This window comes from Pseudomonas sp. PAMC 25886, assembly GCF_000242655.1.
Classification (GTDB): domain Bacteria; phylum Pseudomonadota; class Gammaproteobacteria; order Pseudomonadales; family Pseudomonadaceae; genus Aquipseudomonas.
Window position 1 is genome coordinate 15,586 of sequence record NZ_AHHC01000082.1, and the last position, 21,706, is coordinate 37,291.

Genomic DNA, 21,706 nt, shown 5'->3' on the forward strand with positions numbered 1-21,706 from the left:
TGGGTTAGCGGAAAACGGGCACGGTGTCGGGCTGCTTTGCACGCCCCAGGTGCTCACGCAACCGGGCGCCGATTTCGGCAATTTTTGCCTCGCCCGCGTGCAAGGCATGCGCGCTGGTGTGAACCGAGTAGTTTCCCAGCGCCAGGTCATAGGGGTGAGGCGCCGCTGAACCGATCACGAACACCGTATCGCGCTGCATCGCCGTCAGCGTCACAGCGCCACTGCCGGGTTCGAAGACGGCCATTTCTCCCGCCATGACTAGGCCGGGTGCAGCGAGCTGCCCGCGGCTGACACTCAGCCACAATGACTCGTGCCCATTGGGCGGCACATAGGTCCAGGACTCACCGTCTTGCAGCGTAACCAACAGGTAATTAATGCCCGCCGGCGCCCGAACCGGGCTTTGCACACCTTGGTACTCGCCAACAATCACCCGTGCCGGCCCCGCTTCCGGCATCACGCTTGACTCCAGGTATTGGCTATCGACGCGCGCGTTTTCCAACGCCGGTGGCAGTGCAACCCACAATTGAAAACCCTGGATGCGCTTAGACGTGCCAACCGACATCTCCTTTCCGTGCCACACGCCACCACCCGCCCGCATCCATTCAACACCGCCATAGTCGATCGTCCCGACACCCGATTCAGCATCCTCAAAATGCAGATTGCCTTCGGTAATCACGGTGACGGTGGCGATGCCCGAGTGAGGGTGCATGGGCATGCCGTGGATGAATGAACTCTCGCCTTCAAACAGATCCAGGAACACGAAAGGCTTGATCAGGTGCCCCAGGTCCGAAGGGCTCATCAGCCTCACAATCGGGCCATGCCCACTGCCGGTGGTGCGGTAAGTGATTGCCCGAGGGGCAACGGTTTCATGAACGGCCATGATGATTACTCCAGGCGGTATCAGCGGCGACGAGCATCGAGGCTGAAACGACCGGCACCAAAGGCAACCACTTGCAGCAGGCCACCGGCCATGGCGATGTTCTTGAAGAAGTGGATGAACTGGTTTTGATCCCCCAGCGCATTATGGAAAGCCAGCGCCGTGGCCACGCTGAACAGTGCCAGTACCGCCGCAACGACACGGGTGCGATAACCCGCGATCAGCGCCAGGCCACCACCCAGTTCAACGATGACCGCCACCACCAATGCCACTTGTGGAAACGGCAACCCGACGGAGCTGATGTAACCAACCATCATGGCGGGCGCTGCCAGTTTCGAAACGCCGGAGAGGATGAAGATGGCACTGAGCAGTACTCGGCCAATCAACGAGGCCGAGGCATGAGCCACATCAGATTGGCTGTGTTCGGCGTTGTCGGAATGAGCGATGTGTTGAGAAGTAGACATGGGGTATTTCCTTCGATTGGAAACGGCTCGACATGAACCGCTCTCTTGAAGAAATGTTGCGCCTGATCAGCTACTCTGAATAGCTGGTTAATTTAGATCATTAGATTCGATTAAATAGACAAGCTACTCTGCATCAATCAACGCACGCCTGAGGCTACCCACATGCTTTCTGAGCCCGGAACACCGACACTGGACCAACTGCGCGTGTTCCTGACGGTGGTGGAAGTCGGCAGTTTTGCAGCGGCCGCCCGAAAACTTCACCGCGCCACCTCGGTCGTCAGCTACTCGATCGCCAACCTGGAAACACAACTGGGCGTGTCGCTGTTTGACCGCCATACCACCCGCAAACCCCAGCTCACCGAGGCAGGGCGCACCGTGCTGGCCGAAGCCCGGACCATCACCAACGGCATTCATGGCTTGCGCGCCAAGGTCAAAGGCCTGCTTCAGGGGCTCGAAGCCGAAGTCCATGTGGTGCTGGATGTGATGCTTCCCGCCGAGCGCGTGGTGGACGCCCTCAAATCCTTTCGGGAGGCGTTCCCCACGGTTTCACTGCACCTGCACATGGAGGCGCTCGGCGCCGTCGCTGAACTGGTGATCAACCGCGAAGCGATCATCGGCGTGAGCGGGCCGATGAATGAGGGCATCGACGGGATCGAAAGGATGAGCATCGGCAGTGTCGAGCTGATCCCGGTGGCCGCGCCGAATCATCCACTGGCATCAGGCGCCGCCAATGTACCGGGCGCCGGGCGCGAGCTGACGCAACTGGTCCTGTCCGATCGCTCACGCCTGACCAAGGACAAGGATTTCGCCGTGCTCAGCAACCGCACCTGGCGCCTGGCCGACCTGGGCGCCAAGCACATGCTGCTGCGTGAAGGCATCGGCTGGGGGAACATGCCGACCCCGATGGTGCAGGAGGACCTGGAGAGTGGCCGGCTGGTGAAATTGAACATCCCGGAATACGAAAGCGGCAAATACACGTTCGACGTTATCTACCGCACGGATGTGCCACCGGGGCCTGCGGCGAGGTGGTTGATCGAACGGTTTGTTCAACAACGCTCGACGCAGGAGTCGCCTGTTTGAAACGGCTCAGTCGAGTTGCTCGATCACCCCACCCGCCTTGAGTTGCCCCAGCTGTTCTGCCGACAACCCCAGCCGCTCACCCAGCACTTCATCCGTATGCTGCCCCAACATCGGCGCCGGCCTTACATACTCCACCGGCGTGCCCGACATCTTGATCGGGCTGCCGACCATCTCGAACTCCGGATTCTTGGGATGCGGGATTTTCACCATCAACCCACGGGCAATCACCTGCGGTTCTTCCAGGGATTGAGCGATGTTGTTGATCGCGCCCACCGGCACTTTCGACGCGTGAATACTCGCCACCCACTCGTCCGCCGTACGCCCCAGGAAGTGCGCCGACAACAGCTCGACAATCTCTGCCCGATGCGCGACCCGATCGGCATTGCGCCGAAAGCGCGGGTCTTGCGGCAGGTGTGGCAAACCAATGCTGTGGCACAGCGCAATAAACTGGCTGTCGTTGCCGCAGGCAATGATGAAGTCGCGGTCTGCAGCGCGGAACACCTGGTACGGCACGATGTTGGCGTGGGCGTTGCCGTAGCGCTGCGGTACCTTGCCCGAGGCCAGGTAGTTCATGCTCTGGTTGGCCAGGGTTGCCACTTGCACGTCCAGCAGGGCCATGTCGATGTGTTGGCCGACGCCGGTGCGTTCGCGGCTGAGCAAGGCAGCCTGGATCGCGACGGTGGAATACAGGCCGGTCATCAGGTCGGAGAACGCCACGCCGACTTTTTGCGGGCCGCCGCCGGGCAGGTCGTCGCGCTCGCCGGTAATGCTCATCAGGCCGCCGATGCCCTGGATGATGAAGTCATAGCCGGGCTCTTCGGCACGCGGGCCGGTCTGGCCGAAACCGGTGATGGAGCAATACACCAGCCGAGGATTGATCTCGGCCAGGGTCGCGTAGTCCAGGCCATAGCGGGCCAGGGAACCGGCCTTGTAGTTTTCGATCAGTACGTCGGAACTGGCCGCCAGCGCCCGCACCAGTTCCTGGCCTTCGCGGGTGGCGAGGTCGATGGCCACGGAGAGTTTGCCGCGGTTGGTGGACTGGTAATAAGACGCCTGCCCGGACGATTCACCAGTGTCGGTCTTCATCCACGGCGGGCCCCAACCCCGGGTATCGTCACCGCTTTGCGGCCGTTCGATCTTGATCACTTCCGCGCCGAGGTCAGCCAACACTTGGCCACACCAGGGCCCGGCCAATACCCGGCTTAAATCCAGCACCCGCAAACCTGTCAATGCACCCATTATTCTTGTCCTGTGATGAATCGAAATCAGCCGACTGCCGGCTCTTCATGACGCAGGGAAATCCCCAGCGCCGCACGCCGCCGCAGCCAGGGGCTGGGGCGATAACGTGGGTCGTGGGTGAGTTCGCTCATGCGTTGCAAAATCGTGAGGATGCGCCGTGGCCCAAGGGCATCGCCCCAGGCCAGCGGGCCTTGTGGATAACCCAGGCCGAGTTGCACCGCCTGGTCGATATCGTCGACGCTGGCGATGCGTTGCTGGGCAATGTCGCAGGCCAGGTTGACCACCATCGCCAACGTACGCTGGGCGACGAAGCCGACGCTGTCGCTGATCACCGTCACGCCTACACCGTCATTGGCGAGCAGCGCGTGGGCGGCGTCGCGGCTGGCGCTGGACGTCAGCGGGGTTTGCATCAGGGTGCGATGGCGCGACAGGTCGGTCAGCAGGTCGATGCACAGGGTACGCGCCGGGTCGGTGTGGAAGCGTTCGCTGGCCGAGGTGGCGTCGAGGCCGTAAGGCGCCAAAAGGCACAATGCTTCTGGCGATGGCTGCACCGCGCTTTCCAGGTGCGCGCCCAACTCGATCACCAGCACGCTGAGGCGCTCGTAGTCATCGGCGTTTTCGGTAGCGATCCACACCGGCGGGAATGGCTTGATGGCAGGCACCGGTTGCGGCTGCGGGCCGTCGACCACCTGGCCATTTTCATAGAGGTAGAAGCCCTGACCGCTTTTGCGCCCGAAGCGCCCGCCCACCAGCATCTGGCGGGTCAGGGGCGACGGTTTGTAGCGCGGGTCTTGATAGAACTGGTTGTAGATCGACTCCATCACCGGGTGGGACACGTCGAGCCCGGTGAGGTCCAGCAGTTCCAGCGGGCCCATGCGAAACCCTGCGCCTTCACGCAGGATGCGGTCGATATCGCCGCGCTCGGCAACGCCTTCATCGAGCATCTTCAAGGCTTCGGTGCCGTACGCACGGCCGGCGTGGTTGACGATAAAACCCGGGGTGTCCTTGGCGCGCACACCGCGATGGCCGGTGCGGGTAACGAAGGCCAGCAGGTCATCGCCGACCTTCGGTGCGGTGGCCAGGCCGTCGATCACTTCGACCACGCGCATCAACGGCACCGGGTTGAAGAAGTGCAGCCCGGCCACCCGCTCAGGGTGTTGGCAGCCGGTGGCGATGGCCGTGACCGACAGCGATGAGGTGTTGGTAGCGAGGATGCACTCCGCGCTGACCACACCTTCGAGTTGCTGCAACAGGCCGCGCTTGGCGTCGAGGTTTTCGACGATGGCTTCCACCACCAGGTCGCAATCGTGCAGCGCCCCGATGGTGGCGGCCACTTGCAGGTTTTCCAGCGCAGCGTCCACCGCCGCCTGGGTAATCTTGCCCTTGGCGGCCAGCTTGGAAAGCGTGGTGCCGAGGTTGTCCCGGGCAGTCTGCGCCGCACCGTCGCGGGCATCGAACAAGCGCACCAACACGCCGGCCTGGGCGGCAATCTGTGCAATCCCGGCGCCCATCACGCCGGTGCCTACCAGGCCCATGATCTTGATTGAATCCGTCATCGTCATTCCCCCAGATAGTTCGCGGTGCGTTTTTCGAAGAACGCCGCGGCGCCCTCCTTCTGGTCTGCCGAATCGAACAGCAGTTGAAAGGCCTTGCGCTCCAACACCAGCGCGCTTTCCAGCGGCAGGTCGGCACCGGCGAGCATCACTTCCTTGATCTGTTCCACCGCCAGCGGCGGCAAGGCGGCAATCTGCGCGGCCAGTTCCAGAGCGCGGGGGATGGTCTGGTCATCCGCCACCACCTCGCTGAGCATGCCCATGGCCAGGGCTTCCGGCGCCTTGACCATGCAGCCGGTCAACGCGATGCGCATGGCCTGGAACTTGCCCACGGCGCGCACCAGGCGCTGGGTACCGCCGGCGCCCGGCATCAGGCCCAGCTTGACCTCGGGCTGGGCAAACCGCGCCGATTCCCCGGCGACGATCAGGTCGCAATGCATGGCCAGCTCACACCCGCCGCCCAGGGCAAAACCATTCACCGCGGCGATCACCGGCTTCGGGCAACGGCTGATGGCTTCCCACAGGTATTCGGTGTGCCGGCGATACATCTCGATCGGGCTCGCGCTGGCGAACTCCTTGATGTCGGCGCCGGCCACGAAGAACTGATCGCCGCCGGTGAGCACGATGGCGCGCACATCACGGCGCTTGGCCAGGGCACGAAAATGCTCGGCCAGCTCTTCGCGGACCTGGGCGTTCAAGGCGTTTTTCACTTCGGGGCGGTGGATGCGTACCACGGCGACGCCATTGTCCTGGACGTCGAGGTGCACTACGGGTTGGTCGAGGCTGGCCACAGATTCTCCTGCTGCAATGTTCTTGTTAGTTCGGATATCGACAGTTTCGCTATGCGAAACAACATTCCGTATTTAGCGATAATCATAAGGACCGACCCATCGTGATGTAAACGTAAAAACCTGAGCGCCCGGTAAATCGGGCTATAACTCTTTGTTTAGACGGGTTTTATTAAACAAAAAGACAATCACCCGCGAAGTTGCTTAGTTTCGCTGTGCGGAATACAATTTTGTTTTGTTGATTTTCTAAAAAAAGGGGGACTAACATGCGCCGTCGACACCTGGACCCGAACACACCCGAAACACCGGCCGGCAACCACGGGTTCGAGCACTTGCTGCTCGACCCGATGAACGCCGACGAGGAGGAAGACAAGGACCGCCAGTTCGTCACCGCCCTGGCCCGAGGCCTGGAACTGCTGCGCTGCTTTACCCCCAGCGAAAGCGTGCTGGGTAACCAGGAGCTGGCGCGCAAGACCGGGCTGCCAAAGCCGACGATTACGCGGATGACCCACACGCTGACCCGCTTGGGCTATCTCAAGCACCTGCCGCAGTCGGGCCGGTATCAGCTGGATGTTGGGGTGATGGCGTTCGGTTACGCCATGCTGTCGAACCTGTCGGTGCGGGCCGTGGCCCATCCGCTGATGGAGACGATGGCCAAGTACGCCCAGGCCGCAGTGGCGATGGCCACGCGGGACCGCCTGGACATGGTGTACCTGGACGTGGTCCAGGGTGAAGCCAACATGACCATGCGCCGCCAGGTCGGTACGCGGTTGCCGTTGCACTTGAGTTCCGCAGGCCGCGCCTGCCTGGCAGCGATGCCGGAAAACGAGCGGGAATTTATCCTCGACCACATCCGCCAGCGTCATCTGGAGGACTGGCCGGGCATCAGGAAGGGCCTGGAGCGTGCCTTCCGGGATTACACCGATTTCGGCTACTGCATGTCGATCGGTGAGTGGCACCGCGATGTAAACGCCATCGCCGTACCGCTGCTGCATGCACAACATGGGCTGCTGACGTTCAACTGTGGCGGACCGAGTTTTCACCTTTCCCGGGAGAAACTCGAGGACGACATCGGGCCCCGTCTCAAGCACATGGTGAACAACATCGAGGCCGCCACCCGCTAGACAGATCGGTGCAGGGCCTCGGCAGATTGACGACAACAGGCCCGCTGAACGGGCCGCTGAGGAATGCACATGATCCGAGACGCCGAAACGCTGCACCTGTTGCTGGAAACCCTGCAGCAGTTCGTCAACGAAGCGCTGATCCCACGGGAAAACGAGCTGGCCGAGACCGATGACGTCCCGGCGGATATCGTCAGCCAATTCCGCGAGCTGGGCCTGTTCGGCCTGACCCTGCCCGAAGCCTACGGCGGCCTCGGGCTGACCATGGAAGAAGAGGTCAACGTGGCCTTTGAACTGGGGCGCACCTCGCCGGCATTCCGCTCCTACTTTGGCACCAACAACGGCATCGGCTCCATCGGCATCCTGCTGGACGGCACCGAGGCGCAGAAGCAGCACTACCTGCCGAAGCTGGCCAGCGGTGAACTGCTCAGCTCGTTCTGCCTGACCGAACCGGACTCCGGCTCCGACGCCGCCTCGCTGAAAACCACCGCCGTGCGCGACGGTGATCACTACATCATCAACGGCACCAAACGTTTTATCACCAACGCCCCCCACGCCGGGATTTACACGGTGATGGCCCGCACCAACCCGGACATCAAGGGCTCGGCCGGCATCAGTGCATTCATCGTTGAGCGCAACACCCCAGGCCTGTCCCTGGGCAAGCGCGACCACAAGATGGGCCAGAAAGGCGCCCACACCTGCGACGTGATTTTCGACAACGTTCGCGTGCCGGCCGACCAGTTGATCGGTGGCGTCGAAGGCGTGGGCTTCAAGACGGCAATGAAGGTGCTCGACAAGGGCCGCCTGCACATTGCCGCCGTCAGTGTCGGGGCCGCCGAGCGCATGCTCAACGATGCCTTGCTGTACGCCCTGGAACGCAAGCAGTTCGGCCAGCCGATTGCCGAGTTTCAACTGATTCAGGCGATGCTCGCCGACAGCAAGGCCGAAATCTACGCCGCCCGCTGCATGGTGGTGGACGCTGCGCGCAAGCGTGACGAAGGCCTGAACATCGGCACCGAAGCGTCCTGCTCGAAGATGTTCGCCACGGAGATGTGCGGCCGCGTGGCCGACCGTTGCGTGCAGATTCATGGCGGTGCCGGGTATGTGAGCGAGTACGCCATCGAGCGGTTTTATCGCGATGTGCGCTTGTTCCGGCTGTACGAAGGCACCACGCAGATCCAGCAACTGGTGATCGCCCGCAACATGATTCGCGAGGCCAAGCACTAACGCTCGGGAACAACACCGCTCCCACATTTTGATCGTGCTCCAACCGCATTACCGCAACACCCATAACTTGTGCCCTAACAACTACAACAAGGTATCGCTATGGAAGTCGCCGCTTCGGCGGGCGCGTTGTCGCCCGCGAAAAACAACCTCTGGATCATTGTTTTCATCTTCTGCTTCCTCGGCCTGCTGATCGACGGTGCAGATTTGATGCTGTTGTCCTACAGCCTCAGCAGCCTCAAGGCCGAGTTCGGCCTGACCAGCGTCGAAGCCGGCAGCCTGGGCAGTTTCACCCTGGCCGGCATGGCCATCGGCGGGATTTACGGCGGCTGGGCCTGTGACCGATTTGGCCGGGTGAAAACCGTGGTCTGGAGCATCGTGCTGTTCTCTGCCGGCACGGCGATCCTGGGCATGACCCACAGCTATTGGCAGTTCGCGAGCACGCGCTTCTTCGCCTCCCTGGGGCTGGGCGCGCTGTACGTCGCGTGCAACACGCTGATGGCCGAATACGTGCCGACCCGCTATCGCACCACCGTGCTCGGCACCCTGCAGGCCGGCTGGTCGGTGGGCTACATCGTCGCCACCCTGCTCGCCGGCTGGATCCTGCCCAACCACGGCTGGCGCTGGCTGTTTTACGTGGCGATCATCCCGGTGATCCTCGCCGTGCTGATGCAGCGCCTGGTGCCGGAGCCGCAAGCCTGGCTCAAGGCCCAGGCCGAACGCGCCCGGGAAAAGGCCGAAGGCATCAAGCGCGTCTCGGCGAAGAAGCCCGACGGCATGTTCAAGCTGATCTTCAGCGACCCGAAAGCCAGCCGCATGTTCATCCTCTGGGCGCTGACCGCAGGCTTCCTGCAGTTCGGCTACTACGGGGTCAACAACTGGATGCCGTCCTACCTGGAAGGCGAATTGGGGATGAACTTCAAGTCGATGACCAGCTACATGGTCGGTACTTACGCGGCGATGATTTTCGGCAAGGTGCTCGCCGGGCTCGCGGCAGACCGCCTCGGCCGGCGCCTGGTGTTCGCCGTCGGCGCGCTGGGCACGGCGATTTTCCTGCCGGTGATCGTGCTGTTCCAGAGCCCGGACAACATCCTGTGGATGCTGATCGTGTTCGGCTTCCTGTACGGCATTCCCTACGGTGTGAACGCGACCTACATGACCGAAAGCTTCGAAGCGAAATTTCGCGGTTCGGCGGTGGGTGGGGCCTACAACATTGGCCGGATTGGCGCGGCAGTGGCGCCGGCGGCCATTGGCTTCCTGGCGTCCCATGGCTCGATCGGCGTGGGGTTCCTGGTCATGGGCGGTGCGTACTTCATCTGCGGGGTGATTCCGGCGCTGTTTATCCGCGACAAGCAGTTTGACCCGCAAAAACAATAAGCCCAATGCCGGGGCCCGCAGCAACGCGGCCCCGGCTATAAGACGTGCGGCAGTTATACCCTCAAGCAAACCGGGCTAGACTGTACGTCAGTCCTACGGAACTGAAGGAACAGTAAGACGCTCTCACCCAGCCTGTAAGACAGTTTTGTGCTTAGAGGCTCATTCGCTTATGAAAACACCGACCCAGACCAACGCAATTGACTTCGACAGTGCCAAATTGCAACGCCTGGGCTTTGGTCAGCCTTCCTTACTCCCGCGACGCCCCGCCACTGTTGCCCAACTTCGCCAGCAATTGGGCATGCAGTTGCAAACCAGCCTGGAGCCGGAGCACATCCTTGCGTTGTTCTTCCGCGAAATCCAACGCCTGGTACCGCTGGACGCCCTGCAATACCGTCACGAAGCCAGCGACCTGCGCCTGGAATATGGCCATCGCGGCCATCATTCGGTGAGCTATGCCCTCAGCCACGACGGCGAGCACCTCGGTGAACTGGTGTTTCGGCGCAACCAACGCTTCATCGATGACGAGCTGGCCAACCTGGAATCACTGCTGGCCACCCTCCTCTACCCGATGCGCAACGCCCTGCTCTACCGCGCGGCAACCCGCAGCGCCCTGCGCGACCCGCTGACCGAAACCGGCAACCGCATCGCCATGGACCAGACCCTGCAACGGGAAATCGACATGGCCCGCCGGCACCTGCAGCCGCTGTCCCTGTTGATGCTGGACATCGACCACTTCAAGCACATCAACGACACCCACGGCCACGCCACGGGCGACAAGGTGCTGAAAGCGGTCGCCGCCTCGATCAAGAACCAGCTGCGCAATGTGGACATGGTATTTCGGTTTGGCGGGGAAGAGTTTCTGATCCTGCTGTCCAACACCGGCCGGGATGCGGCGTCGATGGTCGGTGAGCGCCTGCGCCAGGCGGCACAGGCCCAGGATTACTGGGCGGATGAGGAACGTATCGAATTGACGGTGAGCCTGGGTTGCTCGACCTTGCTGGCGGGAGAGTCCGCCGAGAGCCTGTTGCGCCGGGCGGACAATGCCTTGTATGTGGCCAAGCGTGAAGGTCGCAATCGCCTGGCAATGGCGGGGTAACCGCTTTACTTCACAGCGGCCCCGCCATCCCGCTGTTTATGCCTCGCTGGCAACCAGTTCCGGTTGTTTGCGGGTGCTGGTCGCCGACCTTTCCAACTGCATGCAGCGTTCCAGGAACAGGTACATGTAGTCGTAGCTCTTGCACACCGCCTGGCGCAGCTCTACCTGCAGTTCCTTGGTCGGGTTCATGCCGGCCAGGGTGCAGATGATTTCCAGCGCTTCCCACGGGTGGGCGTCATCGTACTGGGCATGCATCTTCAGCCACTTCATGGCGCGCTTGCGGTCGTCCTCAGGGAATGCCGCGGCATACACGCCGGTCGAACACACCACGGCGGACCACTCCCCAGTGGCCCCCTCGATGGCGTAGTTGGTGGCGGCAATCGCAACAATCAGCGAATCGGCCGAGCTGGTATGCCAGCACCAATGGCTCAGTGCATGCAGCTCCGGTGGCACTTCCTGTGCCTGCAGCTCTTCGAGGCTGACGCCATGGGCCCGGGCCCAATGCACCCAATAGTCCGCATGGTTGAGTTCCACGCGAATATTGCGCATCAGCCAGCGGCGCGCCATGTCCTCCCCAGGATGGCGGGCAAATTTGGTCTTGGTGAGGTTCTGTGCCATGTACAACGCAAACTGTTCCACCACTGGCCAACCACCAATCAGGTAGTGGCGCATAGTCTTGGCGCTGAGCTTGTTATCGCGCATGCGCTGGTACAGTTCGTGTTCGACAACGCGGCGCTTGCTCTCGCTACAGGCCTGGATCAGTTGCTGCGCCCAGGCGGGGTAACTTGAGGCTTCCATAAGCGGGCCGGTTCTGTTGAATGTGTCGATCACTGTCGGGCTCCTTTTGATTTGTGATATGTACAGACCAGCAAATGTTTCATCGGAACGTGCCAGGCGCCTTGAATAACAGAGGCTGCGGTCGCACAGGTCGACACTGCAAACTATCAAAGGTAAACAACTGCGGACGCTCGATCAGGTATCCCTGAGCGTAGTCGACCCCGATCTCAAGCAAGGCTTGTTCGATCTGGGGTGTCTCGACAAATTCGGCAATTGTGCGCTTACCCATGACATGGCCGATGTGATTGATCACTTCGACCATAGCGCGGTTAATCGGGTCGTCCAGCATATCCTTTACGAAACTTCCATCGATCTTCAAGAAGTCTACAGGTAAATGTTTAAGATAGGCGAACGAGGACATCCCGGCGCAGAAGTCATCCAGGGAGAAATAGCACCCTAACTCTTTGAGCTCGTTAATAAAACGAATTGCACTGCCCAAATTCGCGATAGCGCTGGTTTCTGTAATTTCAAAACAAATCATTTCTGGCGGGATACCATAGGCGCTGAATTGCTCACGTAAAAACCCGAGAAAGTCTTCATCGCCGATGGTAATGCCTGACAGATTGATCGCACACATGGCCATGGGCCGGCCCGGGCGCTCACGCATGCAGCCCGCGATGATCTTGAACACGTTCTCCACCACCCAGCGGTCCAGGGACGTCATCAACCCGTAACGTTCGGCCGCCGGAATAAAGCTGTTCGGCAGGATGATCCGCCCCGCCTCGTCATGCAGGCGCAGCAGGATTTCGATGTGCCCGTCGCCATGTTCGGTGTGCCCCAGGGGCGCGATTTCCTGGGCGTACAGGCAAAAACGGTTCTCTTCCAGGGCCATGTGCAGGCGCTGCACCCAGGCCATCTCGCCAAAGCGCAGGGACAATTCCGAGTCATCGGCGTGATACACCTGCACGCGGTTGCGGCCCTTTTCCTTGGCCATGTAGCACGCCATGTCGGCGGCACGCAGGGACGTCTCCAGGGTGGTCGGGGCTTGGGTGATGTGCACCAGGCCGATACTCACGGTGGTGACAAACGGCCGGCCCTTCCACACAAAGTGCAGGCTTTGCACGGTATGGCGCAGGCTTTCGGCGATCTTTTCCGCCACCGGCGCCGGGCAGTTCTCCAGCAGGATGCCGAACTCGTCACCGCCCAACCGGGCCAGGGTGTCGCCTTCCCGCAGGTCGGACTGCAACAGTGCGCAGATATGCCGCAACAGCTCATCCCCGGCGGCGTGCCCGCAGGTGTCGTTGACCAGTTTGAACTGGTCCAGATCGAGGAACATCAAGGCGTGGCGCCCCGATTGCTGGCGCCCGACGTTATGCAGCACCTGCTCCAGGCGGAACTCGAACTCGCGCCGGTTGGCCAGGCCCGTCAAGGCATCGTGGGTCGCCTGCCAGGACAGATTGGCGATGTACTGGCGTTCCTGGGTCATGTCGTGCAGCACCAGCACTGCGCCGACGACTTTGCCAGCACTGCGGATCGGCGCGCCCACCAGGGTGACCGACACGGTGGTGCCGTCCAGGCGCTGGATCAGCTTTGAATGCTCGCTGCCGCCGCCGAGCTGGCCGCCCAGGATGCGTTCGATCAGGGTAAAGCCGTCGGCCTGGGCATTCTCGTCCAGCAGGTTGAACAGCGCCGCCAGCGGCAACCCCTGGGCCTGGGCGGCTTTCCAGTGGGTCAGGGCTTCGGCGGCCGGGTTCATATACGCGATGGCGCCATCGACGTCGGTGGTGATCACCCCATCGCCAATCGACTCCAGGGTGATCTGCGCCCGCTCCTTCTCCAACTGCAATGCGTCGGCAAATGCATGCCGCTGGGCCAGCAGTTTGTGGGTGCGCAGCAACGCCAACATGATCAGGCCCAGCGCCGTGGCCAGGTTGGTCACCAGCAGCAGGCGCAGGATCATCCGCGAGCCCTCGCCCAAGGCATCACTGAAGGCTTTGGCCGCCGGCGTCACACCGTCATTGATCGCAAAAATCCGCTCCTTCCAGCCCTGTACGTCGGCGCTGCTGACCTGATTGGCCAGGATCGCGCGGTGCATCTCCTGGGCCAGGTCGTCCAGTTGCACCAGATAGCCATCGCCCACGGTCCACAGCTCGATGGCTTTTTCCAGGTAACTGAAATGGCGAAAGTTCAGGTACAGCCAAATCAGGCTGGAAACGTCGTCACGGTGGTTGCCGCCCTTCAGAATACCCAGGCGCGCGGCGGTCAGGTCCGGGGTCGGGCGATCGAGGGCCACCCGCAGTTCGTGCCCGCCCTGGGGCACGGCAATCGCGTTCTGGTATTTGAGGAAGGTGGCTTCGTTGCGGTTGTCGGCGTACAGCGTCAGGTAGAAGATCGCGTCTTTCTGGCCCTTGGACCACAGGCTTTCGCCCGCCACATAGCCGCGCACCGCCGAGAGCACGTAGAGACTGACGCAGCCTAACAATGCCTGGAACAGTACGACGGCTATAAAAGGCCAGACGATGCCCAATAACCGAGGGGTTCCGAGAGTCTGCTTTTGCTTCATGAGGTCCCTTGCACATGCACAACTAAAATACGCACGCGAGTGAAAACCGCTCCTGATAGCTCAGCGTAGGCTAAATCACCGCACTTGTTGCAAGTGTCCGTAAAGTTTGGCGTACAAGCCACCGTCGGCAATCAACTGCTGATGGTCGCCATCTTCGGCAATATGCCCGCCATCAAACACCAACACCCGATCCGCCTGTTTCACCGCCGACAGCCTGTGGGCGATGATCAAGGTGGTACGGCCACTGAGAAACCGTGCCAGCGCCTGATGCAGGTTGTATTCAGTCGCCGCATCGAGCGCCGAGGTCGCTTCGTCGAGTATTACCACTTTCGGCTCCGCCAGCACCATCCGTGCAATGGCCAGGCGCTGACGTTGCCCACCGGAGAAGCGCACGCCGGAGCGCCCGACCACGCTGTCCAGGCCCAGTGGCAGTGCCTTGACGGTCGCATCCAGCTGGGCAATCTCCAGCGCCTGCCAGCAGGCCTGGTCGCTGCGTTCGCGGCCCATGGTCAGGTTGGCGCGTACCGTGTCATTGAACAGTGCCGGGTGTTGCAGCACCACGGAGACATTCTCGCGAATCGTCTCCAGGCCGATTTCCTGCTGGGTCAGCCCGCCAAAACGAATGCTGCCGGCCTGCGGCGTATACAACCCCAGCAACAGCTGCACCAGGGTACTTTTGCCGCCGCCACTGGCGCCGACGATCGCGACCTTTTCACCCGGGGCAATGTTCAGGTTCAACTGGTCGAGCACCAGCTCTTCGCCATAACCGAAGTTCAGGCCGCGCACCTCGATGCCCACGGTCTCACGCCCGGTAAACGGGTCGGCGCCGCCGGCGTATTGCGGCTCGTCGGCGCGGGCCAGCAGTTCGTTGATCCGGGTCAGCGCCCCGCCCGCCGCGTAGTAGGCATATTGCAGGTTCAGCAGTTGTTCCACCGGGCTGATCATGAACCACAGGTAACTGAACACCGCGAGCATCTGGCCGATGGACAGGTCGGAAAACAACACCGTCAGCATCGCTGCCGCACGGAAGATGTCGATACCGAACTGGAACAGCAAGCCACTGGCACGGCTGGAGGCGTCGCTTTTCCACTGGGAATTGACCGCAAAGTCCCGCACTTCCTGGGCGCGCTGGCCCAGGCGCCCGAGGAAAAAGCCCTGGCGGTTGCCGGCGCGCACTTCCTGGATCGCATCAAGGGTTTCGGTGAGGGCCTGGGTAAACCGCGACGTGCTGTCGTTTTCCAGCTTCTTCAGGTGCTTGACCCGCTTGCCCAACTGCACGGTGGCGTAGATCACCAGCGGGTTGAACAGCAGGATCAACAGCGCCAGCTTCCAGTGCATCCACATCAGGATGCCGGAGGTGCCCACCAGCGTCAGCATCGCCACCAGGAAACGGCTGAGGGTCTCGCCGACGAATTTGTCCACCGTGTCCAGGTCGGTCACCAGGTGCGTGGTCACCGTGCCGCTGCCCAGGCTTTCATATTCGCTGAGGGAAATGCGCTTGAGCCGCTCGATCAGCCGCACACGAATGCGATACACGATGTCCTTGGCCAGCCGCGCAAACAACCGCGCCTGCAACACGTTGAACACCAGCGCGCCGCAACGCAGGAGCAAGGTCACCAGCAGCATCAGGCCGATATAACCGGCGGCCTTCTGCCAACCCAGGGGCAGCGCATGGTTCATGACTTTCAGCGCCGCGTCGCCATGGCCCAGCAGCACTTCGTCCACCAGCAACGGCAACAGCAACGGAATCGGCACGCTGCACAGGGTCGCCAACACGGCAACGCCGTTGGCGATCCACAGGGATTTCTTGTGACGCAAGGCCAGGCGGCGGACTTCCGCCCAGGTCAACCGGTCGACGCGCTTCGGTTGTTCGACGGGATCAGGCTGATCATGCACAGGCAGCTCGCTCCAGCCAGCGACTCAACAGCGGCGCCAACTCGGACAGCGGCTGATAGCCGTTGGTCAGGAGCGCCAGTTGCCCGTTGCGCTCAGCCAGCAAGGTCGGGAAACCGGCGATGCCCAAATCCTGGACCCAGGTGAAATCCGCCGCGGTGGCCGCGTGCTGGTCGGCCCGGTCGAAGGCTTCGGCGAATTCGATACGCGGCACGCCAGCCGTCTCGGCCAGCTCCACCAGCACGTCGGCGCGGGTCACGTCGCGACCCTCGACGTAGAACGCCTGCTGGATCAGGCCCAGCAGTTTCCACGCGCAATCCGGTGCCAGGCTGCGTGCGGTGACCACGGCGCGGCAAGCCGGCTCGGTGTCGTACACAAACCCTTCGGGCAACGCGCCTTCGCGCTTGAACGGCTGGCCGGTGGCGTCGGTCACCGCCTGCCAATGCTCCAGAATGTAGCGCCGAGTGGTCGGCTCCAGCGCCGCGCCGCTGCCGGTGCGCAAGCCGCCCACCACCAGGTGCAGCTCCACGCCTGCGGCCTGGGCCTGCTCAACCAGCGCCTTGGCCACCGGGGCGAAACCCCAGCACCAGGAACACATCGGATCCATTACATAGAGCAGGCGCGCGGACATGGCTCAGGCCTCGGAAGATGGGGATTGCTTGTAGTTGTAGCCAATCGGGTGCGGCATATTGCGGGCCTTGGCCAGTTCAATCTGCTTCTGCCGGTCGATCGCACTGCGACGGGTCTTCTCGGAAAGCTTATCCCAGCAATGCGGGCAACTGATGCCAGCCACGTAGTGTTCGGATGCACGGTCTTCAACGCTGACCGGTGTGCGGCAGGCATGACATTGATCGTAGTCGCCTTCGCTCAAGTCGTGGCGCACGGTCACGCGATTGTCGAACACAAAGCAGTCGCCCTGCCACTTGGTTTCTTCCTGCGGCACCTCTTCGAGGTACTTCAGGATGCCGCCCTTGAGGTGATACACCTCGTCGAAACCCTCGCTGAGCATATAGCTCGAGGCTTTTTCGCAACGAATGCCGCCGGTGCAGAACATGGCGACTTTCTTGTGTTTGGCCGGGTCGAAATTGGCTTTGATGTAGTCGGGAAATTCGCGGAAGCTGGTGGTCTTCGGGTCGATCGCACCTTCAAAGGTGCCGATGGACACTTCGTAGTCGTTGCGGGTATCGATCAGCAGCACTTCAGGGTCGCTGATCAGCGCATTCCAGTCCTGCGGGTTCACGTAGGTGCCGACTTTCTTGTTGGGGTCGACACCTTCAACGCCCAGGGTCACGATCTCTTTCTTGAGCTTGACCTTGGTGCGGTAGAACGGCTGCTCGTCGCAGTACGACTCTTTGTGGTCGATGTCGTCCATGCGCGGGTCGTTCTTGAGCCAGGCCATCAGGCCATCAATGCCTTCGCGGCTGCCGGATACGGTGCCGTTGATGCCTTCTTCGGCGATCAGCAAGGTGCCTTTGATGCCGTTGTCGACCATCGCCTGCAGCAATGGCTCGCGCAGGGCGACGTAATCTTCGAGGGTGACGAACTTATACAGTGCCGCCACGACAATCGGTTGGGTCATGGGTGTTCTCTCCAGGTGGCTACCCTCGTAAAGGGTGAACCGGATGCAAAAAAAACGCGCCGACTGAGCGGCGCGTTGCGGATTCTAACAAAAATGGCGACGATTATGGACCGCCTCTTTACTGTGGCGAGGGAGCTTGCTCCCGCCGGGCTGCGAAGCGGCCCCAACAAGGCAGTTGCAACCTTTCAGCAAGATCGCGGTGATTGGCAGAAGGGCTGCTGCGCAGCCCAGCGGGAGCAAGCTCCCTCGCCACATCAAGCCAATGTGCCACAGTGTCAGTGACCGCCGGCGCAGGTCGGCGAGGCCGGGGCTGCGTCGATTTTCGCCCATTCTTCAGGCGTGTAGGTATGCAGCGCCAACGCATGGAATTCGCTCATCAGGTCACCCAGGGTGGCGTAGACCTTCTGGTGGCGCTTGACGCGATTGAGCCCCTCGAATTGCTGGCTCACCAGCACCGCCTTGAAGTGGGTCTGCAACCCACGGCTGTGCATATGGCTTTCATCCAGCACGCTCAAGTGTTCCGGGCTCAGGGCGACGAGTGCCGATTCGATACGCTGTTGCATGGTCATTCCTGTTTACTTCTTCTTGGCCGGGGCCGGGGCTTTTGGCGTCAGCTCGTTGGTCATGTCTTCCAGCAGCTTGTTCACCACCGGTACCGCGCTTTCCAGCTTGGCCTGGGTCATCTGGGCCGATTGCTGGGTCAGCTGAGGCATTTTCTCCAGGACTTTCTTGCCCAGTGGCGACTGGTAGAACGCAACCAGGTCCTTGAGCTCGGATTCGCTGAAGTTGTCGGTGTAGAGCTTGATCATGTCCGGCTTGAGCTTGTTCCAGCCGATGGCCTGGTCCAGGGCGGTGTTGGCCTTGGCCTGGTAGGTGTCCAGGACGGTTTGCTTGGAAGCCGGTGCCTTGGTCTGCTCGAAACGCTGGGCGAACATTTGCTGCACTTGCATGTACACCGGGGTACCCAGCTTGTCGGCATGGGCCAGGGTAAGGAAGGCTTCGGCACTGGCGTTGTGGCTGGCGGTATCGGCAAAAACCTGGCCGCTGGCACATACCAGAGCAACCGCGGTACAGATGGCACGAAGACGAGTCATCGAGTTTCCTTTTCTAGCAGGCGAGGTAAGACCCCAAGGGCGCCCATTCTGCGCCTAAAAAACGCCGCGGCTCAACCCCACGCCTTATGGGGCCTGGTTTTGCGGGGCTTAATCCGATGAAAAGTCTTTTAAGGGAACCCCCAGGGACGATCAAGGCCTAAACTGCGCAAACGAACCTGAAGGAGTGTGCCCGATGAGCCGTATCGAAACCGACAGCCTGGGAGAAGTGCAAGTCCCGGATGACGCTTACTGGGGCGCCCAGACCCAACGCTCGCTAGTGAACTTCGCCATCGGCGACCAACGCATGCCCCTCGCCGTGTTGCACGCCCTGGCCCTGATCAAAAAGGCCGCGGCCCGGGTCAACGACCGCAATGGCGACCTCCCCGCCGACATCGCCCGGCTGATCGAACAGGCCGCCGACGAAGTGCTCGACGGAAAGCACGACGACCAGTTCCCGCTTGTTGTGTGGCAGACCGGCAGCGGCACCCAGAGCAACATGAACGCCAACGAAGTGATCGCCGGCCGCGCCAACGAACTGTCGGGCAAGGCCCGTGGCGGCAAGAGCCCGGTGCATCCCAACGATCACGTGAACCGCTCCCAGAGTTCCAACGACTGCTTCCCCACGGCCATGAGCATCGCCGCCGTGCAGGCCGTCACCGAGAAGCTGTTGCCGGCCATCCGTGAACTGTCCGGCGGCCTGGCGGAACTGTCGGCGCGGCACATGAAGCTGGTGAAAACCGGCCGCACCCACATGATGGACGCCACGCCGATCACTTTCGGCCAGGAAGTGTCGGCTTTTATAGCGCAACTGGATTACGCCGAACGCGCGATCCGCAGCGCCCTGCCCGCTGTGTGTGAACTGGCCCAGGGCGGTACCGCCGTAGGCACCGGGCTCAACTCGCCTCACGGGTTTGGCGAAGCGATCGCCTCCGAGTTGGCGGCGCTGTCCGGCCTGCCCTTTGTCACCGCGCCGAATAAATTTGCCGCGCTGTCGGGCCATGAGCCCTTGACCACCTTGCACGGCGCCCTGAAAACCCTCGCCGTGGCCCTGATGAAAATCGCCAATGACCTGCGCCTGCTGGGCTCCGGGCCGCGGGCCGGGCTGGCAGAGGTCAAGCTGCCGGCAAATGAACCGGGCAGTTCGATCATGCCGGGCAAGGTCAACCCGACCCAGTGCGAAGCGCTGTCGATGCTGGCCTGCCAGGTGCTGGGCAACGACGTGACCATCGGCTTCGCGGCGAGCCAGGGGCATTTGCAGTTGAACGTGTACAAGCCGGTGATCATCCACAACCTGCTGGAGTCGATCCGCCTGCTGGCCGATGGTTGCAGCAACTTCCAGGAGCATTGCATCGCCGGACTGGAGCCGGACGCCGAGCAAATGGCTGCGCACCTTGAGCGCGGCCTGATGCTGGTGACCGCGCTGAACCCGCACATCGGCTACGACAAGTCGGCCGAGATTGCCAAGAAGGCCTATGCCGAGGGGCTGACCCTACGGGAAGCGGCGCTCAAACTGGGTTACCTCACGGATGAAGAGTTCGACCAGTGGGTGCGCCCGGAAAACATGCTGGAAGCCGGTCATTGAGACGCTAACCGTGCACGCCGGGCCCTGAGCCCGGCGAACAACGAAGGCGCCAGCGCCACCGTTGCAGAACCCAGTACCACCAACACGGCCCCGCCGTAGCCGAGGGCATTGATGTCTTCGGCGTGCACGTAGTCGGGCCACATCCACGCAGCCACGGCGACCGCGACGAAGGTCACCAACGGCGTCATCGCCAGGGTGGCGCTGACCCGCGAGGCTTCCCAGTGGGCCAGGGCTTCAGCGAATGCGCCGTAGGCAACCAGGGTATTGAAGCAGCAGGCGACCAACAGCCAGCCTTGTACCGGGCTCAGTTGCAGCGCTTCCATCGGGTGCGCCCAGGGTGTCAGCAACAGGGCGCAGGACAGGTAGATCACCATCATCACCTGCACCGAATTCCACACGGTCAGCAACTGCTTCTGCCCCAGGGCGTAGAAGGTCCAGACAGTGGTGGCCAGCAGGATGGTGAGCACCCCGGCGGTGTAGGCGCCCAGGGAGGTCAGCAGTTCGGTCAGGCGCTGGTTGAAGAACAGGCCGAAGCCGGTGATCAATATGAGCAGGCCCACGCCCTGGCCCAGGCTGAAGCGTTCCTTGAACACAAAAACGCTGGCGATCATCAGGAAGATCGGGCCCACCTGCACCACCAGTTGCGCGGTGCCGGGGCTCAGCAGCTTCAGGCCGACCAGGTAGAGCACGTAGTTGCCCATCAGGCCGCACACGGCGATTGCCACCAGCCAGCCGCCTTTGGTCCCGAGGGCGCGCCAATCGGGCAAACGCCGGACGGCGGTGAGGTAGACGAACAGGCAACTGCCGGAGACCACCAGGCGAAACCAGGTGACGGTGACCGGGTCCATCACCTGCAATACCTGTTTGAGTTTGATCGGCAGAATGCCCCAGAGCAGCGCGGTCAGCAGGGCCAGGGATAAACCGTAGACCCAGCGGCCCGATGAGATGTGCATGAGTGCCCCGAATGCCAGAGGTGGAGGAGCTGCATTCTAGGGGGATGCCGGGGGTGGGTGTATATCCGTTTTTTCGGGTGTTGCTGAAATGGGTTCCGCCCTTACGGCGGCTCACTTTTGAAAAGCGCAAAAGTAAGCAAAACGCTCTTGCCCCACCACTCGGCACCTCGCTTGGGCTCGGTGTGCCCGCACTCCGGCATTACTCCGCGGGCCGCCGCGACGGGGCGTCCCTGCCCCGTCGCGGCTAAACCGGCGTCCTGCCGGTTTACCCGCTCCGTACTACCTGCGTTCGGCCAGCGTGGTTTAACGGGGCGCCTAAGATCAAGATCAAAAGCAGATCAACAGCACCGGCGTTTTTCAAGGTAGTTGTCGCGTTCACCGTCGTACTACGCGGCTTTTATTACCACTGTCAGCTCCCTTTCAGGGTTCAGATACACCGTCCCGAT

19 protein-coding genes are annotated in these 21,706 nt (G+C 61.8%); 6 read left to right on the forward strand and 13 right to left on the reverse strand.

Annotated features, from left to right (window positions below; all coding sequences use genetic code 11):
- Positions 1-4: 4 nt before the first annotated feature.
- On the reverse strand, positions 5-880 hold the full coding sequence (locus MUM_RS0126450) for a pirin family protein (RefSeq protein ID WP_010175980.1): 876 nt from the start codon (positions 878-880) through the stop codon (positions 5-7).
- A 20-nt stretch (positions 881-900) separates the two neighbouring features.
- Entirely contained in the window at positions 901-1,341 is a 441-nt protein-coding gene (locus MUM_RS0126455; protein WP_010175982.1) for a DoxX family protein, read from the reverse strand.
- A gap of 162 nt (positions 1,342-1,503) precedes the next feature.
- Between MUM_RS0126455 and MUM_RS0126460 the strand changes: the two genes are divergently transcribed.
- On the forward strand, positions 1,504-2,421 hold the full coding sequence (locus MUM_RS0126460; RefSeq protein WP_010175985.1) for a LysR family transcriptional regulator: 918 nt from the start codon (positions 1,504-1,506) through the stop codon (positions 2,419-2,421).
- 6 nt (positions 2,422-2,427) lie between these two features.
- Here the strand turns inward: MUM_RS0126460 and MUM_RS0126465 are convergent, their stop codons facing one another.
- From MUM_RS0126465 to MUM_RS0126475, 3 genes are read right to left on the reverse strand one after another with little or no spacing between them, the layout of a single operon-like run.
- Positions 2,428-3,660, reverse strand: a complete 1,233-nt coding sequence (locus MUM_RS0126465; protein ID WP_010175986.1) for a CaiB/BaiF CoA transferase family protein — start codon at positions 3,658-3,660, stop codon at positions 2,428-2,430.
- 26 nt (positions 3,661-3,686) lie between these two features.
- Positions 3,687-5,216 carry a 3-hydroxyacyl-CoA dehydrogenase gene (locus MUM_RS0126470; protein ID WP_010175988.1) on the reverse strand — a complete coding sequence of 510 codons (1,530 nt, stop codon included), beginning with the start codon at positions 5,214-5,216 and terminating at the stop codon, positions 3,687-3,689.
- A 2-nt stretch (positions 5,217-5,218) separates the two neighbouring features.
- Entirely contained in the window at positions 5,219-6,004 is a 786-nt protein-coding gene (locus MUM_RS0126475; RefSeq protein ID WP_010175990.1) for an enoyl-CoA hydratase, read from the reverse strand.
- A gap of 263 nt (positions 6,005-6,267) precedes the next feature.
- Between MUM_RS0126475 and MUM_RS0126480 the strand changes: the two genes are divergently transcribed.
- The 4 genes from MUM_RS0126480 (at position 6,268) to MUM_RS0126495 (ending at position 10,819) form a co-directional block, all read left to right on the forward strand.
- Positions 6,268-7,125 carry an IclR family transcriptional regulator gene (locus tag MUM_RS0126480; protein WP_010175992.1) on the forward strand — a complete coding sequence of 286 codons (858 nt, stop codon included), beginning with the start codon at positions 6,268-6,270 and terminating at the stop codon, positions 7,123-7,125.
- A gap of 69 nt (positions 7,126-7,194) precedes the next feature.
- The gene (locus MUM_RS0126485) at positions 7,195-8,349 is read left to right on the forward strand and encodes an acyl-CoA dehydrogenase family protein (RefSeq protein ID WP_010175994.1); all 1,155 of its coding nucleotides are present in this window, start codon (positions 7,195-7,197) and stop codon (positions 8,347-8,349) included.
- A 99-nt stretch (positions 8,350-8,448) separates the two neighbouring features.
- Positions 8,449-9,723 (forward strand): MFS transporter, encoded by a 1,275-nt coding sequence (locus MUM_RS0126490; RefSeq protein ID WP_010175996.1) that lies wholly within the window; start codon positions 8,449-8,451, stop codon positions 9,721-9,723.
- A 169-nt stretch (positions 9,724-9,892) separates the two neighbouring features.
- Complete coding sequence (locus tag MUM_RS0126495) at positions 9,893-10,819, forward strand: GGDEF domain-containing protein (protein ID WP_010175998.1); 927 nt, start codon at positions 9,893-9,895, stop codon at positions 10,817-10,819.
- A 36-nt stretch (positions 10,820-10,855) separates the two neighbouring features.
- On the opposite strand, the gene MUM_RS0126500 is transcribed toward MUM_RS0126495, so the two are convergent.
- The 7 genes from MUM_RS0126500 to MUM_RS0126530 form a co-directional block, all read right to left on the reverse strand.
- The gene (locus tag MUM_RS0126500; RefSeq protein WP_443216252.1) at positions 10,856-11,617 is read right to left on the reverse strand and encodes a TenA family transcriptional regulator; all 762 of its coding nucleotides are present in this window, start codon (positions 11,615-11,617) and stop codon (positions 10,856-10,858) included.
- Positions 11,618-11,696: 79 nt separating this feature from the next.
- Positions 11,697-14,159 carry an EAL domain-containing protein gene (locus MUM_RS0126505; protein WP_010176002.1) on the reverse strand — a complete coding sequence of 821 codons (2,463 nt, stop codon included), beginning with the start codon at positions 14,157-14,159 and terminating at the stop codon, positions 11,697-11,699.
- Between the two features lie 75 nt (positions 14,160-14,234).
- Complete coding sequence (locus tag MUM_RS0126510) at positions 14,235-16,055, reverse strand: ABC transporter ATP-binding protein (RefSeq protein ID WP_010176004.1); 1,821 nt, start codon at positions 16,053-16,055, stop codon at positions 14,235-14,237.
- Positions 16,048-16,683: a DsbA family protein gene (locus MUM_RS0126515; protein WP_010176006.1), complete on the reverse strand. Its 636-nt coding sequence runs from the start codon at positions 16,681-16,683 to the stop codon at positions 16,048-16,050. Before MUM_RS0126515 ends, MUM_RS0126510 begins: the two co-directional genes overlap by 8 nt.
- A gap of 3 nt (positions 16,684-16,686) precedes the next feature.
- Positions 16,687-17,631 (reverse strand): oxygen-dependent tRNA uridine(34) hydroxylase TrhO, encoded by a 945-nt coding sequence (trhO, locus tag MUM_RS0126520; protein WP_010176008.1) that lies wholly within the window; start codon positions 17,629-17,631, stop codon positions 16,687-16,689.
- Positions 17,632-17,906: 275 nt separating this feature from the next.
- On the reverse strand, positions 17,907-18,200 hold the full coding sequence (locus MUM_RS0126525) for a BolA family protein (RefSeq protein ID WP_003216739.1): 294 nt from the start codon (positions 18,198-18,200) through the stop codon (positions 17,907-17,909).
- Positions 18,201-18,206: 6 nt separating this feature from the next.
- A complete protein-coding gene (locus MUM_RS0126530) occupies positions 18,207-18,725 on the reverse strand; it encodes a DUF2059 domain-containing protein (protein WP_003216742.1) in 519 nt (172 codons plus the stop codon).
- Positions 18,726-18,918: 193 nt separating this feature from the next.
- Between MUM_RS0126530 and MUM_RS0126535 the strand changes: the two genes are divergently transcribed.
- Positions 18,919-20,307: a class II fumarate hydratase gene (locus MUM_RS0126535; RefSeq protein ID WP_010176012.1), complete on the forward strand. Its 1,389-nt coding sequence runs from the start codon at positions 18,919-18,921 to the stop codon at positions 20,305-20,307.
- Here the strand turns inward: MUM_RS0126535 and MUM_RS0126540 are convergent.
- Complete coding sequence (locus MUM_RS0126540; RefSeq protein ID WP_010176014.1) at positions 20,301-21,260, reverse strand: DMT family transporter; 960 nt, start codon at positions 21,258-21,260, stop codon at positions 20,301-20,303. The two genes, MUM_RS0126535 and MUM_RS0126540, sit on opposite strands and share 7 nt — an antisense overlap.
- Positions 21,261-21,706 lie beyond the last annotated feature (446 nt).